Genomic DNA, 15,622 nt, shown 5'->3' with positions numbered 1-15,622 from the left:
AAATTTTGTGTTGATCTTCTTGGCTGGGTGGCCCCGGGGCCTTCCCCTCATTCCAGTTCAGCGAAAGACCTGTCCTCCCAATCGCGGCGCATGGGCCGCGTGCAGGGCCGCCTCCCAACCGGCTTACCCCTCCAAACGACGCCATCACTATCCGCAGCTTTACTTGAAATTAAATTTAAAATCAAATAGCGAAAGAATGAGGGCGCTGCACGCGTCGTGTTTGAGGGTAAGAGAATTGACAGCATCGCCGGAAGTCCTGTTATCCCGCCGGGGGCGGGCCAGCGTCATCACGCTCAATCGGCCCGCGTGCCTCAATGCCATCAACGAGCCGATGGTACGCGCGTTCATCGCGGCGTTGCGCGAAGCCAATGCCGACGCGGCAACGGCGGCGATCGTGCTTCACGGGAGCGGCAAGGCCTTTTGCGCAGGTGACGACCTGACCGCGCACGATGTGCCGGCGGACGGGGACGAAATGGCGATGCGCGGGCGCGTGGACGTGATGCAGCAGGTGAGTCGTGAGATCATGTTCGGTGAAAAGCCTGTCATCGCGGCGGTTCACGGATGGGCCGTGGGCGGCGGCTTCGAATGGACGATCAACTGCGATGCGGTGATCTGGTCCGAGGAAGCGCGCGCGTTTTTCCCCGAGATCGAATGGGGCATGTTCGTGAGCGGCGGCGTGACCGCATTGCTGCCGCGGCTGGTCGGCCCGCAGCGGACGTTCAATTGGATCATGGGCGGCGAACATCTGGACGGGAAGGCGCTGCAAGAGGCGGGGCTCGTGACCGAGATCGCGCCGACCGGACAGCATCTCGAAGCGGCATTCGTGCTCGCCGAACGCATTGCGTCGCGCCCGGCGAAGGCGGTACGCAACCTGAAACGGGCGATCAACCTGCTGGAGCGCGACCGCATCGAGGCGGCGATGGCGGAGGAAACGATCAACCTCGCCGCGAGCCTCCTCGATGCCGAAGTGACGGCGCGCGTGGCGGGATTCAAGGCGCGAGGTTCGGAGGGTCTATGATGGTACGGAAAGCTGGTTGCGCGATTGTCGGCGCTGTGATGCTGATGGCGGCCGGGTGCGCGCATGGAGCGTCGCCGGCGGCGTCCGAGGCGACACGCCTTGACGCCGTGATGCAGGCCTTGCCGCTGGCGTCGTCTTCGCCCGCACCGGCTGATGCTATTCACAATGCGGCGGTGGTCGTGGAGGATCCCGCGCAAAAGCTTTATTATGCAAAGGGCATCGGCTCCGCGCGCGAAGGGGGCGCGGTGACGATTACGGCACAGGACCAGTTCCCGATCGCGAGCGTGACCAAAACGATGACGGCGACGGTGATTCTGCAGCTCGCCGAAGAGGGCAAGCTTGGCCCGGACGGGATCGAAACGACGCTCGGATCGCTCGGTGTGTTCGCGCCCGCAGTCCTGGATCGCCTGATGACGTTCGAAGGGCGCAACTACGGTGCCGGGCTGACGATCCGGCAATTGCTGGCGCACCAATCGGGTATGCGCGACGTCTTCATGGATGATGCGAAGTTCACGTCGGACGATCATCAGGGTAATGCGGCGCCGGAGTCGTTCGGCGGCGTTCTGCTCGGCGTTCTCGGCGCGCACCGCAAGTGCCTCGATACGCCGGGGTGCGATACCACCGCGCTGATGACGGGCAAGACCTGGACACCCTGGGACGCGTCGCAGCCGAACAATTCAGAGGCCGGGATTCTCAATTTTTACCTGAACCACAAGGGCGGCGCCACGAACGGCCTGTTCGTGCCGGGGCAGGGCTACCACTACAGCGACACAGGCTACATCATTCTCGGCCTCGTGATCGAGAAGCTGACCGGCGATACACTGCACGCAGCCTATCGGAAGCGTCTGTTCGATCCGCTCGGGCTGAAACACACCTATCTCGAATATGCGACGCGCCCGGCGACGACGCCGCACGAGGGCCATGCGGCAGATTTCTACATCGGCGACTTTCCCGGCCGCACGGGGCGCTTCAACATTTCATTCGACTGGGCAGGCGGCGGCGTCGTTTCGACCGCTGAGGAGCTTAACCGCTTCATCCGCGCACTCGGCGAAGGGCGGCTGTTCAAGAAGGCCGAAACGCTAGCGTTGATGACGACGCCGCAGTGGCGCCAGATGCGCGGCGATATCGCGGTGGAGCGCGGGCTCGGCGTGTCCCGCCTGACGACCTCGGACGGAATTTCCTATTTCGGACACACCGGATTCTGGGGCGCGATCATGCTCTATGAACCGGGCACGGGGATCAGCCTCGGCGGAACGCTCAATCAGGTGGGGCATAATCCCGCCGTTTGGGCGATCGACCTGCTGCGCGCCGCGCGTCCACGCACGGCAGCCGCAAACTGACGATTTGGTTCAGGCCATCTTGAGGCTTGTGAAGCCCTCGTAGCCCTTCAACTGCTCGGCGGGCGGATTTGCGAGGTAAATCGCCCTGTACCACAGAATCGCGAGGAAATGCGCCACATCCTCCGGCGAGGAGAAGGCCTTCACCAGCGTCGGATTGCGATCGACGTAAAGCTCAAACAGGAAGTTGTCGACCATGCCGCCGAGGGCATAAGCGATCATCAGCCGCTGCTCCTCTCCGAGCGTCACGCCGGGGCAGCGCCGTGCGATGTCCTTCGCGATCTTGAGGCTCCAGTCCGCGCTCACCTTGCGATAGAGTTCGGAGAATTCGGCCTCCTCCTCATCGAAGTGGAGCAGGCAGCGCATCAGGCCTGGCGTGCGCGAATAGGTGGAAACCATGACCTTGTTGGCACGCACGATCGAATCGAACGGGTCGCTGGTCGGCGCCATGCCGGAGAGGTCGTCGAATCGCTGCCTATCGAGCAATTCCACAAGGATCTCGTGGGTAAGGTCCGCCTTGCCCGAAAAATAGTGGTAGAGGAGGCTGACGTTGACGCCGGCTTCGGACGCGATGTCGGAAAGGCGCATGGCGCGGTAGCCGATCCGCTCCAGCACGCGCACGGTCGCTTCCTTCAGCTTCTCGCGCGTCAGGTTGCCACGCTGCGTCTGTGGTGCAGCGGGTTTCTTGCTGACGGCGTTGCGGCGTTCCTTGCGGCCCAGCGGTGCGACGGCAGGCCTTTCGCCCACGGCTTTTTTCTTTGTTGCCATTGCGCTCTTGATCAACCTCGATTGCGCTCGTGATACCGGATACCGGCTTTAAAACCAATTTCTAATCATAGCTTCGCACGGCAATTTATAAACTTGAATTTAAATTCAATCGTGTTAAGCCGCCTGTATCAAGACGGAAGGGTGGCGTCGTTCGTGCGCGGGCGTTCTGCGATGCGAAGTGCCGACGTCCCGTCCCGAAACCGGAAGGGCTGCGTAACACCGATGGAATATGATGTCGAAACCCTGTCGTCGCTCGTCGGGCAGGAGATACTTGTCAGCGACTGGATATCGCTCTCGCAGGACGAGATCGACGCCTTCGGCAGGGTGACGCGCGACATCGATCCCATGCACATGGACCCCGACTATGCGCGCGAACACAGCCCGTTCGGCCAGACCATATTGTTCGGGTTTCAAACGCTGTCGATGCTCAGCCATCTCTGCTCGCCGATCCGTTATCGCCACGGCGGGGGTGTTGCCGGCTATGATCTGAATTATGGGCTCAACAGGGTGCGTTTCATTTCGCCAGTTCCGGTGAACGCGCGTTTCCGCAACCGCATGGTGATCAAGAGCGTGGAGCAGCGCGAGGACGGCGCCTATCTTGTCACCTCCGAGAACACGATCGAGATCGAGGGGCAGGAGCGTCCGGCTCTCGTGGCCGAATGGATCGGCTTGATTTCGAGAGAGGCGGCCTGATGCAGGCGCCGCACGGTCCGGCGCTTGTCGCCAGTATCGAGAGGCTGCCGGACGCAGTTTCCGCCTATGCGCGGACGGTTCCTGATCGCGAGGCGATCATTTTCGGCGATCTGCGCCTTTCCTATGTCGAATTCGACCGCGAGATCGATCGCTATGCGCGCGCGCTGATCGCGGCGGGCGTAGAGACGGGCGACCGTGTCGCCATGATTGTGACGCCGCGCCCCGAATTCATGCTGATGCTGCTCGGCGCGATGCGCGCGGGCGCCGTGTGGGTAGGCGTGAACCCCAAATACAGGCGTGAGGAAATGCGCCATGTGCTCGGAGACTGTCGGCCCGCACTCCTGGTTTCCATCCTCGAAGACCCAGCAGGGCGCCGCTATGACGATGACCTTCGCGACCTTGCGGACGATGTCGTCGCAGGCGTCAACCTCGTCACCATCGGCGGCGTTCTGGATGGGATGAGCCGATCACTCGATGCATTTCTCGCGTCAGGTGATACCCTTGATGATGTCGCGCACCGATTGAACCGTACCTCGCGCCGCGACCCCGTGAGTATCGTCTACACCTCGGGATCGACCGGAACGCCCAAGGGCGCCGTGCTCTCGCACGACAGCTTTTTCCATTCGTACCGGGCGCTTTCGGAATCGTTCGCGGGCCGCGAACACCTGCGTGCCGGGCACCGCGTGATCTGCAACCTGCCGACCAACCATGTCGGCTGCCAGTCCGACGTGTGCGGGAACTGCCTGATCGACGGCGGTACGATCGTGTTCATGGAAAGCTTCGATCCAGCCGGAATTCTGGAGACGACGGAGCGCGAGAAGATCACGATCCTCGGTGGTCTGCCGCTGATGCATCAGGCGGTGTTCGATCATCCTGATGCCACGCGACGCGATCTCTCCAGCGTATCGGTGATCGCATGGGGTGGCGCGACGATGCCTGCGCCGCTGCTGCGCCGGCTGGAAGGGAAGGGCTATTTCTTCTCGCTGCACTATGGGCTCACCGAAGGCGGATCGATCAACAGCGTCAATCCGCCGGACGCGGATTTCGCGCTTTTGACGGAAACGATCGGGCACCACGATCACCACAACGCATATCGCGTCGTCGATGAGGGCGGCGAGCCCGTTCCCGAAAACGGTATCGGCGAAGTGCAGATCAAGGGGCCGGGGGTGATGCTTGGCTATTTCAACAATCCCGAGGCGACTGCAACGGCCTTCACGGCGGACGGCTGGTTCCGCACCGGCGATCAGGTGGAGCGGCTGCCGGGTGGTAACTGGCGTTTCGTTGGGCGCAGTGTCGAGATGTTCAAATCCGGCGGCTACAACGTCTATCCGCGCGAGGTCGAACTCGCGCTGGAGGAGCACCCGGGCGTCGCGGCGGCAGCCGTGATCCCCGTTGCCGATCCACGCTATGACGAGGTTGGCTGGGCATTCGTGATTCCTGCGCCGGGCGCGACGATCGACGAGGCGATGCTGCGATCGTTCGCGAGTACGCGGCTTGCGAACTACAAGGTTCCCAAGTCCTTCCAGATCCGCGAAGCGCTGCCGCTTCTGCCGATCGGGAAGGTGGACAAGCACGCGCTTCGCGATGAAGTGCGTCAACTGAGAGCCGCCCCGTGAATCGGGTTATGGGGGGCGCGGCGACTTCAACGCCCCCAGCAGACACACGCGAACTTTCCATTGGCACGATGACGGCATTCGGTGTCGGTTCGCTTGGAACCGGCGTGTTCTCCACCGTGCCCAGCGTATTGCTGCTCTATTTCATGACCAGCGTTCTCGGCATATCGCCGGCGCTGGCGGCAATTACTGTATTCCTCCCCAAGTTCTGGGACGTGCTGATCGATCCGATGATCGGCATGATGTCCGATCGCACGCAGAGCCGTTGGGGACGCCGCCGGCCCTATATGCTGGTTGGCGGCATCACGATGAGCCTGTTCTTCGTGATGCTGTTTTCGGTGCCCGCTTTCGCAACGCCGCTCGAACGCTTTGTCTACGTCACCGTCGCCTACATGGCCTGCGCTACCGCATATGCAGTATTCTCGGTGCCCTATATCGCGATGCCTGCCGAGATTTCCCGCAGCCCCGAGGAGCGGACGACCCTGATGTCGTTCCGCATGGGATTTGCGATGGTCGGCATCCTGCTCGGCGGGGCGGGGGCGCCGTTCCTTGTCGATCTCGCAGGCGGCGGGCGTGCAGGTTATGCGGTGATGGCGCTTACCATCGGTATCGTTTGTGGCATCGCCATGCTGGTGCCGGTTTTCGCGACGCGGAAGCTCGGAAGCGGAGCATTGGTCCTGGCCGAGTTCAAGCTCGGCGAGGGAATCCGGCAGGCGGCGGCATGCAAGCCGTTCCTCCTGCTGCTCGTCACCTATCTGCTGCAACTCGCCGGGCTGGGATGCTTTTCTGGGGCACTGCCCTATTACGCCGTGCATATTCGGGGCGGTTCGGGGATGACCGTGACGCTACTGTTCGTCGCGCTCAATGTATCTGCTATCGTCACCATGCCGATGTGGGTTCGCATCTCGCGCAGCACCGGTAAGGTGCGCGCCTATCTGGCGTCGAGCGTGCTGCTGGTGTTTGCGACGGCGGGGCTGTGGTTTTGCGACGGCGAGACGCCAGATATGCTGCTTTATGCGCAGGTCTGTCTGATGGGCCTGGCGTTCTCTGGGCAGCAGCTGTTTCCCTTTGCGCTGCTGCCCGATGTGCTCGATGCGGATGCACGCACCACAGGGATGCCGCGGCAGGGCATGTTCACCGGCCTTTGGACAGCGGGCGAAAAGATGGGGCTGGCGCTCGGCGGTCTTGTGACAGGGGTCGTGTTGTCATGGACGGGCTTTATTGCATCGACCGGAACGGCCGTGGCGCAGCCTGAGTCAGCGCTCACCGGTGTGCGTCTTACATTTACGATTTTGCCGGCGCTGCTGGTGGCGGCGAGCCTGCTGCTTCTTATGCAGTTTCGCAAAGCCCATGCCGCAGGAGGCGGGAAATGAATTCATCGTTCATCAGGGAAGGTCAAATCATGACTTTGGCACGCACGAAATGGTCGGCAGCGTTGGTGCTGCTTGTAGGGTTGCTCGTTTCTGCAGCCGCGATGGCAGGGCCGCGCGCACGCGACCTCGGGGTTCCGTTCGACGGCACGCCGGGCGCGCTGAATGCAATCACCGACGTTGCGGGGGTCGAGGTCGGCCACGCCACGGTCATTTCAGGCGACGGTCCGCTGGTGATCGGCAAGGGGCCGTATCGCACGGGCGTGACGATCATCCATCCGCTCGGCAAAGGCAGCATCGACGGTGTCGCTGCGGGCCGGGCCGTGATCAATGGCACGGGCGAATGGACGGGGATGCATCTCGTTGATGAGATCGGGTCGTTCCTCGGGCCGGTCGCGTTGACGGGATCGGGCAATGTCGGCCTCGTGCATCAAAGCCTGATGGACTGGTCGATCGGCAAGGTGCCGGAAGAGGCACTGTTCTCGCGTGTGCTTCCTGTGGTTGCCGAGACGCTCGACAGCCGGCTCAATGATGTCTTCGGGCATGGCCTGACACGCGAGCACGTGTTCGCCGCGCTTGATGGCGCCAAGGGTGGTCCGGTTGCGGAGGGCAATGTCGGCGGCGGCACGGGGATGATCGCCTACACGTTCAAGGGGGGAATCGGTACGTCGTCGCGCATCGTTTCGGCGGGCGACAAGCGATATACCGTCGGGGTTCTCGTCCAGGCGAACCACGGAAGCCGCGAGGATCTTCGCATTGCTGGCGTGCCGATCAGCAAAGAGATCAAGGGCGCGTGGCCGGAGATCAACGGTATCGCGGCTCTCGGCCCCGATGCAGGCAAGCCGCAGGACAAGAATTCGCTGCTGATCGTGATCGCCACCGACGCACCGCTGATGCCGCATCAGCTGGAGCGCCTCGCACGCCGCGCCGCGCTCGGCGTTGGGCGCAACGGAAGCACGGCAGGCGCTCTCTCGGGCGAACTCGCGCTTGCCTTCTCGACAAGCCACGTGATTCCGCTGGGCCAAGCACCGCGCTTGCCCGCGTTGATCAACGATACGGACAGCGCAACGATGAACGCGCTGTTCTCGGGTGTCGTTCAGGCGACGGAAGAGGCGCTCGTGAACCAGCTCGTGGCGTCGGAGACGATGACGGGCGCGAACAACGTGAAGGTCTACGGTATCCCGCACGATCAGCTGCAGCGCATCATGAAGGCACGGTTCCAGCGCCGATAAGGGGTACAGCAAAACGTGGCGCTCTTCCCACGGCGCAAAAAATCGGAAAGATCGCGGGATGACTGATTCTGCAATCACCCCGACCATTCCGGATCGCGCGGCGATCGAAGCCGCGCGCGAGCGTATTTCCGATCTTGCGCTGCGGACGCCGCTTGTGCGTTTGCAGGGCAGCGCGCGCAGCGACATTTTCCTGAAACTCGAACTGCTGCAGCCGGTGGGTTCGTTCAAGATACGCTGCGCGGCGAATGCACTCCTCAGCCGCGGTGATTCCGTGCGTGGCGGCGTGTTTACGGCAAGCGCTGGAAACTTCGCGCAGGGCCTTGCCTATGCCGGGCGCGCGCAGGGCATCCCGGTGACCGCTTACGTTCCGGACACGGCGGCCCACAGCAAGGTTGACGCGCTGGAGAGATTCGGCGCGAGCGTTGTGACGCTTGCCTATGATCGCTGGTGGGCGATGCTGGCCGAGCCGCCGACCGACCCGGCATTCATTCATCCGGTTATTGGAAATGATGTGCTTGCCGGGAACGCCACGATCGGCGCCGAGATTGTCGAAGATCTGCCCGATGTCGCAACCGTGCTCGTGCCGTATGGCGGCGGCGGGCTTTCCTGCGGCATTGCGGCTGCGCTCAGGGCTTATGGGTCAGGTGCCGATGTTCTCGCGAGCGAAACCGAGGCCGGGGCACCGGTGCGCGCGGCGTTCGCTGCCGGAGAACCTGTGACGGTGCCGTTTGCGTCATCCTTCATCACCGGCATGGGCGGCCCGACCGTGATCCCGGCCATGTGGCCGCTCGTACGCGATCTCCTGAAAGGAAGCGCGCTCGTCTCGCTGGCGGAGACGGCCGCGGCTGTGCGGATGCTCGCCGAGCGTCACCACGTGATCGCGGAAGGTGCTGGCGCCGCTCCGGTCGCCGCTGCACTTGCAGGCGATCATCCGGGACCGGTCGTGTGCATCGTTTCGGGAGGGCATCTCGATGCGGCGCATCTTGCGATCATCCTTGCCGGCGGCGTGCCTTAAATCGAAGCTTAGCGCGGGCGCTGCCGGAACTTGATGGGTGAGACGCCCGTCCATCGCTTGAAGGCGCGGGAGAAGCTCGCGGTTTCGGCAAAGCCCAGCATTTCGCCGATCGCTTCGACCGAGAGGTGCGAGCGGTCGAGCAGGTAGCAGGCGCGCTGTTCGCGGACCTGATCGAGCACGTCGCCGAAACCGAGGTTCTGCTTGGCAAGGCGGCGGTGCAGCGTGCGTTCGGAAACCGCGAGTTCCGCCGCAGCCTTTGCCGCCGACGGGAAGCCCCGGCTTGACCGGACCAGGAGCGAATAGAGCCGTCCGACCATGTCGTCGCTGACCTGCGCCTCGTCGATGAGCCGCGCGCAAAGCTGCTGATAGGTTTGTTCGAGGAGAGGGCTTGCCATCGGCAGCGCGAGATCGGCGGCGCCCGCCTGAAACACCCAGCGCGTTGCCGGTGCGCCGAACGTTACGGGTACGCCGAGTTCCGCCGCATAGTCGATGCCGTCGCTGCGCGGTGGGACGGAAGATTCGATGCGGGCCAGTGGAAACGGCTGCCGCATGTCCTTGAGGAACGTGGTCGCCGATCCGAGCGAGCGCACGAGGCAGAATTCGCGAAGATCGGGCGCGACATTGCTGTCGTCCGCCTCCATGCCCGCGAGCGTGCCGTTCTCGTCGTAAAGCCGGTATTGCAGGAGCGAGTAAGTGAGCGCCTGAAACGCCACCAGCACCTTCAGCCCGTCGTGCACCGTTCCGGCCGAGAGCACGGCGAGCCCGAGCGGGCCGTAGGTCATCAACCGGTAGCGCATACCGGTGTGGAACCACAGGCCGGGAACGTCCCGTGTCGCGGTGGCAAAGACCTCCTGAAAGCGCAGTTCCTGAAGCCCGGAGACCTCGCCCTGCGGGTCGTCGGCCTCGGCCACCGCAATACCGGCATCCGCGAGCAAGGGCAGCGGATTGATCCCGGCCTCATCCAGCGCCGCCCGCATGATGCGGACGCTCTGGTTCGGCATCCGCATCGAGCCGAGCAGTTCGATTTTCATGCTTGCCTCCCGTCGCGCATCATGCGCGGGGTGGCAGTTAAAGTCAAAAGCTTGGCGCGAGACGACATTCAATGATGCCCAGCTTCATGTTTTGATCGCAGCATCGGGAATGGATGACACAAGATCAATTCAGCCCGACCTTGGAGGAAGATCGTGAACCATCAGCTTGCCGTCGTCGATAACGATATCGCCCATAGCGGTGGACCGCTCCCCTTCACGCAGTGGGACGCGAACCCGCACGTGAAACTGGGTCAGCTTGGTGCGGAGCCGCCGCTTCCGGAGATTGCAGCCGAACTCCAAAAGTCGCTGCATAGCTTCGCCGAGAAGGTGATGCGTCCGATCGGCACCGAACTCGATCGGCTGAGCGCGGACGCGGTGGTGGACAAGTCTTCGCGCTATTGGGAATTCCGGCGTGCCTATGCCGAGCTTGGCATCAATATGGAGACGCTGGCGTCCTTTTCCGCAGAAGAGATGCCGCACGTGTTCGCAATCCTCTTCGAGGAACTTGGCTGGGGCGACGCCGGCCTTGCCATCTCCGCAGGCGCCGGCCTGCTGCCGCACTACATGGCGGCGAAATTCGGCAATGATTTCGTGGCCCGCACCTACCCTGAGTCGCTGATCGGGAGTTGGGGCATCACGGAGCCCGACCGGGGGAGCGATTCGATCGACCCCGGCGGGCACGCCGCTCACGCCGCGGGAAAGCCGAACCGGCCCAATTGCGTGGCGCGCATCTCCGACGGCAAGATCGTCATCAATGGCCAGAAATCGGCGTGGGTTTCGAACGGCCCGGTCGCTGACCTCTGCATCCTTTACTGCGCGGCCGAGACGGGATCGGGCTACGATCCGGCGCGCGGCGCGGTGGTCATCGTGCCGCTCGATGCGTCGGGTGTGTCCAAGGGCAAGCCGCTGGAGAAGATGGGCCAGCGCGCGCTGCCGCAGGGCGAGATTTTCTTCAACGACGTGACGCTCGATATCGATCACCTGCTGGTCGCGCCCGAGGATTATCTGAAGGGCGTTTACGCCATCCACAGCGAGGCGAACGCACTGATGGGCGCAACATTCACGGGCTGCGCACGAGCTGCCTATGAACTCGCTCACAGCTATGCGCATGAACGTCGACAGGGCGGCGTGCCGCTGATCCGGCATCAGGATGTCGCGCGGCGGCTGTTCCACATGGCGCGCAAGGTGGAGATCTCGCGGGCGCTGGCGCGGCGGGTGACGGCGTTCAACATGAACAACCCCATGCCCGCATTGCAGGCCGCGATGTTCTCCAAGGTGACATCGACGCAGCACGCGCTCGAGGTGACGAGCGATGCCTTGCAGATGTTCGGCGGGAACGGGCTGACACGCGAATATCCGATGGAAAAATTGTTCCGCGATGCCCGCGCTTCGCTGATCGAGGACGGGTGTAACGAGGTCATCGCGATCAAGGGGGGAATGCTGCTGACCGATCCGGATCTGCTGCCCGGCTGAGAGCAGAAATACAGAAATGAAATCGCGCGGCCGAACGGGTTTTCGGTCGACGGAGAAGGTTTGTCCGAGGGGATGGAATGAAGCAGAACGCGATCATCGCCGGTGTCGGAATGACCCGCTTCGGCAAGCATCTGGACCGCAGCCTGTCCAGCCTCGCGCACGAGGCGATCAGCGAAGCGCTCAAGGATGCGAACGTCGCGGCACGCGAGATCGAGGCGGCATGGGCAGGGAATGCCGCCGCGCCGCTCGTCACCGGCCAGGCGTGCATTGCCGGGCAGGCGATTTTGCGCGGCATGGGCATCGGGCGCATCCCGGTCGTGAACGTGGAGAACGCCTGCGCTACGGCCTCCACGGCGTTCCAGCAGGCGTGCACGATGGTGACGCTGGGCGTTTATGACGTCGTGCTGGCGTTCGGCGTCGAGAAATTGTTCCACGAAGACAAAGCGAAGAGCTTCGCCGTATTCCTTGGCGCTGTCGACGTCGAGAAGCCGGAAGAGCTTTATGCTTATGTCGATGGCGATCGTCCGGCGAGCGAAGAGGCGGGCCGGCAGCGTTCGCTGTTCATGGACATCTACGCCCGCATGGCGCGTGATTACAGCGCACGCAGCGGAGCGACGGCGCGGCATTTCGCTGAGGTCTCCGCGAAGAATTCGCGGCATGGCAGCCTCAATCCGCGTGCGCAGTTCCGCGATGTGATGGATGCAGACGCGGTGCTGGCGGCGCCCATGATCTCGGCGCCGCTGACGCTGCCGATGTGCTCGCCGCTCGGCGACGGCGCGGCGGCGGCGGTGATCGTGTCGCCGAAGTTCGCGCGCGAACGCGGCATCGCCGATCCGGTGCATGTGCGGAGTTCGCTGATCGCAAGCGCGTTCGAACCCGCTCCGGGCGCGCCGGGGATCACCGAATGGGCGGCGGGCGAAGCTTATGCGACGGCGGGAATCGCGGCCGAGGATATCGACTGTGTCGAGCTTCATGATGCGACGTCGCCTGCCGAGCTGATGTATTACGAATATCTCGGGCTGTGTCCGCGCAATGAAGGCGTGGCGCTGCTCGAAAGTGGTGCGACAGCGCTTGGCGGACGTGTTCCGGTGAACACGTCGGGCGGCCTTGTTCGCAAGGGGCACCCCATTGGCGCCACGGGACTTGCGCAGATCCATGAGTTGACGGAGCAGCTTCGTGGTCGTGCCGGTGCGCGGCAGGTGGAGGGCGCGCGGCTTGCGGTTGCGGAGAACGGTGGCGGCTTCCTTGGGCGGGATGCGGCGGCGCTGGTGATGACGGTGCTGTCGCGGTGAACGAAGTACACGCCTTGCGCACGCCCGTGCAGATGCTCCGCGCTGGTGCGGAGGTGCGCGACGGGGCGATGCTGACGTTCGTCGATATCGGGCCGGACGGGCGCTTTGCCGAGGAGACGCGGAGCTACGGCGAACTGCTGGCGAACGGCGCGCGCATCGCGGGTGCGCTCGCGGGGGAGGGCATGAAGCCGGGCGACAGCTTCGCGCTTGTGATGCCGAACCACCCCGAGTTCGTGGATGCGATGATCGGCTCCGAACTTGCTGCGACGATTTTCGTGCCGATCGACCCGCGTACGCGCGGCGCGCGGCTGGCGTTCATGCTGCGCTTCGCCGGATGCCGGGGCGCGATCGTGGCGCCCGAAGCGCTGCCCGCGCTCGCGGACGTGATTGCCGACGTGCCCGATCTCGGCTGGGTTTGGGTGCTGGGAGACACATCGCAGCCTTTGCCCGGCGTCCGGGTCGCGACGCTGGCGCAGGTGCTTGCCGGGGTAGGGGCAGCGCCCGCCGATCCGGGCGCCGATCTCGCGCGGCCGATGCAGATGCTTTACACCTCCGGGACCACGGGCGATCCCAAGGCGATCCTGGCTCCCTATGCGCGCTATGCCGCGGTTTCCACGTTCGGGCCGCTGCTTCAGGTGCGCGGCGACGACAAGCTCTATACGGGGCTCTCCTTCACGCACGCGAACGCGCAGCTCATCACGCTCGGCAACGCGCTTGCGATGCAGCTTCCGCTGGTGGTCAGCCGCCGCTTTTCGAAGTCGCGACTTTGGGAAATCCTGGGGCATTACGGCTGCACGGTGTTCAACCTGCTCGGCGGCATGGCGGTGGCGATCTACGCGGAGCCGCCGTCGCCGCGCGACCGGGCGCACAAGGTGCGGATGGTGCTGAGCGCCGGGATGCCGCCTGCCATGTGGCGGGATTTCGAGGCGCGGTTCGGGGTTCAGGTGCTGGAGTTCTTCGGCGCGGCGGAGGGCGGGCTTACCATCAACCTGCCGGGGGTCGGGCCTGTCGGCTCGATCGGGAAACCGCCTGCCGGGACGATTTGCGCGATCCTTGACGAAGACGACCGGGACTGCGGGGCTGGGGTTCTGGGGGAGATGTGCTTTCGGCCCGAGGGGGGCGAAACGCCTGCGGTTGAGTATTTCCGCAATCCAGAGGCATCGGCGGCGAAGACGAGGGGCGGCTGGTTCCGCACCGGCGACATCGGCTACAAGGACGCGGACGGCTGGGTGTTCTTCTCCCACCGCGCGGGCGACGCAATCCGCCGCAACGGCGATTTCGTGAACGCCGTGCAGATCGAGGCGGAGATCGCGGCCATGGAGGGCGTGGGGGATGTTCACGTCTACGGCGCGGCGACGGCGGAGAATGCCCCGGGCGAGAAAGAGGTCGTCGCGGCGATCGTGCCCGCCGGGGACTTCGACCCGCTCTCCGTCTTCACGCACTGCAGGGAACGGATCGGTTCGGCGTCGATGCCCTCTCTGGTGCAGATCGTCAGCGAAATTCCGAAAACCGCCTCTGAAAAACCGCAGGCCAGGCATCTCATCACGATGCTCGGCGCACCCGATGCGGTAATCTTCGGCCCATCGGGACCCACCACCATCACTCTGGGGAGAGCGACGCAATGAGCGCACCTGTTATCGTCTACGGCGCCAGTGGCTACACCGGCAAACTGATCTCCTGGCATCTGGCGGAAGCGGGCATCCCGTTCATCGCCGCCGGGCGCGACCAGAAACGGCTTGAAGAGCAGATGGCGCGCGTGCCGGAACTGAGGGGCGCGAACTTCGAATGCCGCGCGGTTTCACACGACACGGCGTCGCTGGCGGATCTCTTCGCGGGCGCCAAGGTCGTGTACAATGTCACCGGGCCGTTCATGCAGCTTGGCGATGCGGTGGTGCAGGCGTGCCTTGAAGCCGGGTGCCACTATATGGACACCACCGGCGAGGCGGACTGGATGCGCCACGTGCGCGAGACCTACGGCGCGAAGTTCGCCGCGAGGGGCCTGCTGGTTGCGCCCGCCACGTCCTACATGTGGGCGGCGGGGAATATCGCCGCCGAGATCGCGCTCGAAACCCCCGGCATCGACTCGCTCGATATCCTCTACCTCGCGGACTCGGCGACGAGCGTCGCCTCGACCAAGTCGTTCCTGCGCATGTGCACGCGGCCGCAATATTACATCGAGCACCGCAAGCTCGTCGAATGGCCGATGGCGACGTCCTACCTCGTGAAGGCGCCGGATTCTCACCGGCTGTTCCGGGGGCTGCCGTGGTCGGGCGGCGGCGAGCCGGTGTGGTACGAGGGAGACGCCCGTGTCAGCAACTGTTCGACGCTCGTCGGCTTCCGCAGCCAGGTGATGTTCGACGCGGTGATCGCCACGCTGGAAAAGTTCGAAAAGGAATATAGCCACCTGCCCGACGCTGAGCAGGAGCGCATCTGCAACGAACTCGGCGGGCAACTGACGCAGGTGGAGCCCGACCGCGAGAACCCGGACGTCAACCGATCGGTGATCTCCTGCATCGGGCGCGGCAACACGTCCGGCGTATCGGTGATCCTGCGCGGCAATTCGCCGTACATCCAGACGGGTCTGCTCGCGGCGGAACCCTGCCGCCGCATCCTGCGCGGACAACTTCTCGCCGCGGGCTTCCAGTCTCCGGCCAAGGCATTCGGCGCCCGCACCATCCTGAACGTATGGGCGGAGCATGGGTATCACACGTGGGAGGCGCAGGCGACGTGATCGCAAGGCGCGGCAACGCGCGGGGCTGAAGCCCCACAGACCATCACAG

The 15,622-nt window shown here is 64.0% G+C and carries 13 protein-coding genes; 11 read left to right on the top strand and 2 right to left on the bottom strand.

Annotated elements, in window-relative coordinates; translation table 11 throughout:
• Window positions 1-235: 235 nt before the first annotated feature.
• Together AAC014_RS04860 and AAC014_RS04855 are read left to right on the top strand one after the other, a co-directional pair.
• Window positions 236-1,018: an enoyl-CoA hydratase/isomerase family protein gene (locus AAC014_RS04860; protein WP_339704827.1), complete on the top strand. Its 783-nt coding sequence runs from the start codon at window positions 236-238 to the stop codon at window positions 1,016-1,018.
• A complete protein-coding gene (locus AAC014_RS04855; RefSeq protein ID WP_339704824.1) occupies window positions 1,018-2,358 on the top strand; it encodes a serine hydrolase domain-containing protein in 1,341 nt (446 codons plus the stop codon). Before AAC014_RS04860 ends, AAC014_RS04855 begins: the two co-directional genes overlap by 1 nt.
• A gap of 9 nt (window positions 2,359-2,367) precedes the next feature.
• Here the strand turns inward: AAC014_RS04855 and AAC014_RS04850 are convergent, their stop codons facing one another.
• Entirely contained in the window at window positions 2,368-3,102 is a 735-nt protein-coding gene (locus AAC014_RS04850) for a TetR/AcrR family transcriptional regulator (protein WP_339704821.1), read from the bottom strand.
• A 243-nt stretch (window positions 3,103-3,345) separates the two neighbouring features.
• Here AAC014_RS04850 and AAC014_RS04845 point away from each other — a divergent pair, with 243 nt between their 5' ends.
• The 5 genes from AAC014_RS04845 to AAC014_RS04825 are packed head-to-tail and all read left to right on the top strand — an operon-like array spanning window position 3,346 to window position 9,046.
• A complete protein-coding gene (locus AAC014_RS04845; protein ID WP_300539164.1) occupies window positions 3,346-3,816 on the top strand; it encodes a MaoC family dehydratase in 471 nt (156 codons plus the stop codon).
• On the top strand, window positions 3,816-5,432 hold the full coding sequence (locus AAC014_RS04840; RefSeq protein WP_339704812.1) for an AMP-binding protein: 1,617 nt from the start codon (window positions 3,816-3,818) through the stop codon (window positions 5,430-5,432). The genes AAC014_RS04845 and AAC014_RS04840 overlap by 1 nt, the downstream gene beginning before the upstream one ends.
• A complete protein-coding gene (locus AAC014_RS04835) occupies window positions 5,429-6,802 on the top strand; it encodes an MFS transporter (protein ID WP_339704809.1) in 1,374 nt (457 codons plus the stop codon). Before AAC014_RS04840 ends, AAC014_RS04835 begins: the two co-directional genes overlap by 4 nt.
• Window positions 6,803-6,831: 29 nt before the next feature.
• Complete coding sequence (locus AAC014_RS04830) at window positions 6,832-8,031, top strand: P1 family peptidase (RefSeq protein WP_339704806.1); 1,200 nt, start codon at window positions 6,832-6,834, stop codon at window positions 8,029-8,031.
• A 58-nt stretch (window positions 8,032-8,089) separates the two neighbouring features.
• Entirely contained in the window at window positions 8,090-9,046 is a 957-nt protein-coding gene (locus tag AAC014_RS04825; RefSeq protein WP_339704803.1) for a pyridoxal-phosphate dependent enzyme, read from the top strand.
• 8 nt (window positions 9,047-9,054) lie between these two features.
• Here AAC014_RS04825 and AAC014_RS04820 read toward each other — a convergent pair whose 3' ends face one another.
• A complete protein-coding gene (locus AAC014_RS04820) occupies window positions 9,055-10,077 on the bottom strand; it encodes an AraC family transcriptional regulator (RefSeq protein WP_339704800.1) in 1,023 nt (340 codons plus the stop codon).
• Between the two features lie 153 nt (window positions 10,078-10,230).
• On the opposite strand from AAC014_RS04820, the gene AAC014_RS04815 reads away from it, so the two are divergent.
• From AAC014_RS04815 to AAC014_RS04800, 4 genes are all read left to right on the top strand, one after another.
• Entirely contained in the window at window positions 10,231-11,550 is a 1,320-nt protein-coding gene (locus AAC014_RS04815; RefSeq protein ID WP_339704797.1) for an acyl-CoA dehydrogenase family protein, read from the top strand.
• Window positions 11,551-11,627: 77 nt separating this feature from the next.
• The gene (locus AAC014_RS04810) at window positions 11,628-12,842 is read left to right on the top strand and encodes a thiolase family protein (RefSeq protein WP_339704794.1); all 1,215 of its coding nucleotides are present in this window, start codon (window positions 11,628-11,630) and stop codon (window positions 12,840-12,842) included.
• Window positions 12,839-14,467, top strand: coding sequence for an AMP-binding protein (locus AAC014_RS04805; protein ID WP_339704791.1), 1,629 nt, complete (start codon window positions 12,839-12,841; stop codon window positions 14,465-14,467). Before AAC014_RS04810 ends, AAC014_RS04805 begins: the two co-directional genes overlap by 4 nt.
• Window positions 14,464-15,573: a DUF5938 domain-containing protein gene (locus AAC014_RS04800; protein WP_339704788.1), complete on the top strand. Its 1,110-nt coding sequence runs from the start codon at window positions 14,464-14,466 to the stop codon at window positions 15,571-15,573. The genes AAC014_RS04805 and AAC014_RS04800 overlap by 4 nt, the downstream gene beginning before the upstream one ends.
• Window positions 15,574-15,622 lie beyond the last annotated feature (49 nt).

The sequence above is a fragment of the uncultured Sphingosinicella sp. genome (assembly GCF_963974575.1).
Lineage (GTDB): Bacteria > Pseudomonadota > Alphaproteobacteria > Sphingomonadales > Sphingomonadaceae > Sphingosinicella.
Note: the sequence above shows the minus strand (reverse complement) of the source record. Positions and strands in the feature narration are given on the sequence as shown.

Coding starts and splice junctions, on each gene's coding strand:
- AAC014_RS04855 (WP_339704824.1), top strand. CDS start 1,018: ATGGTACGGAAAGCTGGTTGCGCGATTGTCGGCGCTGTGATGCTGATG.
- AAC014_RS04845 (WP_300539164.1), top strand. CDS start 3,346: ATGGAATATGATGTCGAAACCCTGTCGTCGCTCGTCGGGCAGGAGATA.
- AAC014_RS04840 (WP_339704812.1), top strand. CDS start 3,816: ATGCAGGCGCCGCACGGTCCGGCGCTTGTCGCCAGTATCGAGAGGCTG.
- AAC014_RS04830 (WP_339704806.1), top strand. CDS start 6,832: ATGACTTTGGCACGCACGAAATGGTCGGCAGCGTTGGTGCTGCTTGTA.
- AAC014_RS04825 (WP_339704803.1), top strand. CDS start 8,090: ATGACTGATTCTGCAATCACCCCGACCATTCCGGATCGCGCGGCGATC.
- AAC014_RS04820 (WP_339704800.1), bottom strand. CDS start 10,077: ATGAAAATCGAACTGCTCGGCTCGATGCGGATGCCGAACCAGAGCGTC.
- AAC014_RS04810 (WP_339704794.1), top strand. CDS start 11,628: ATGAAGCAGAACGCGATCATCGCCGGTGTCGGAATGACCCGCTTCGGC.
- AAC014_RS04800 (WP_339704788.1), top strand. CDS start 14,464: ATGAGCGCACCTGTTATCGTCTACGGCGCCAGTGGCTACACCGGCAAA.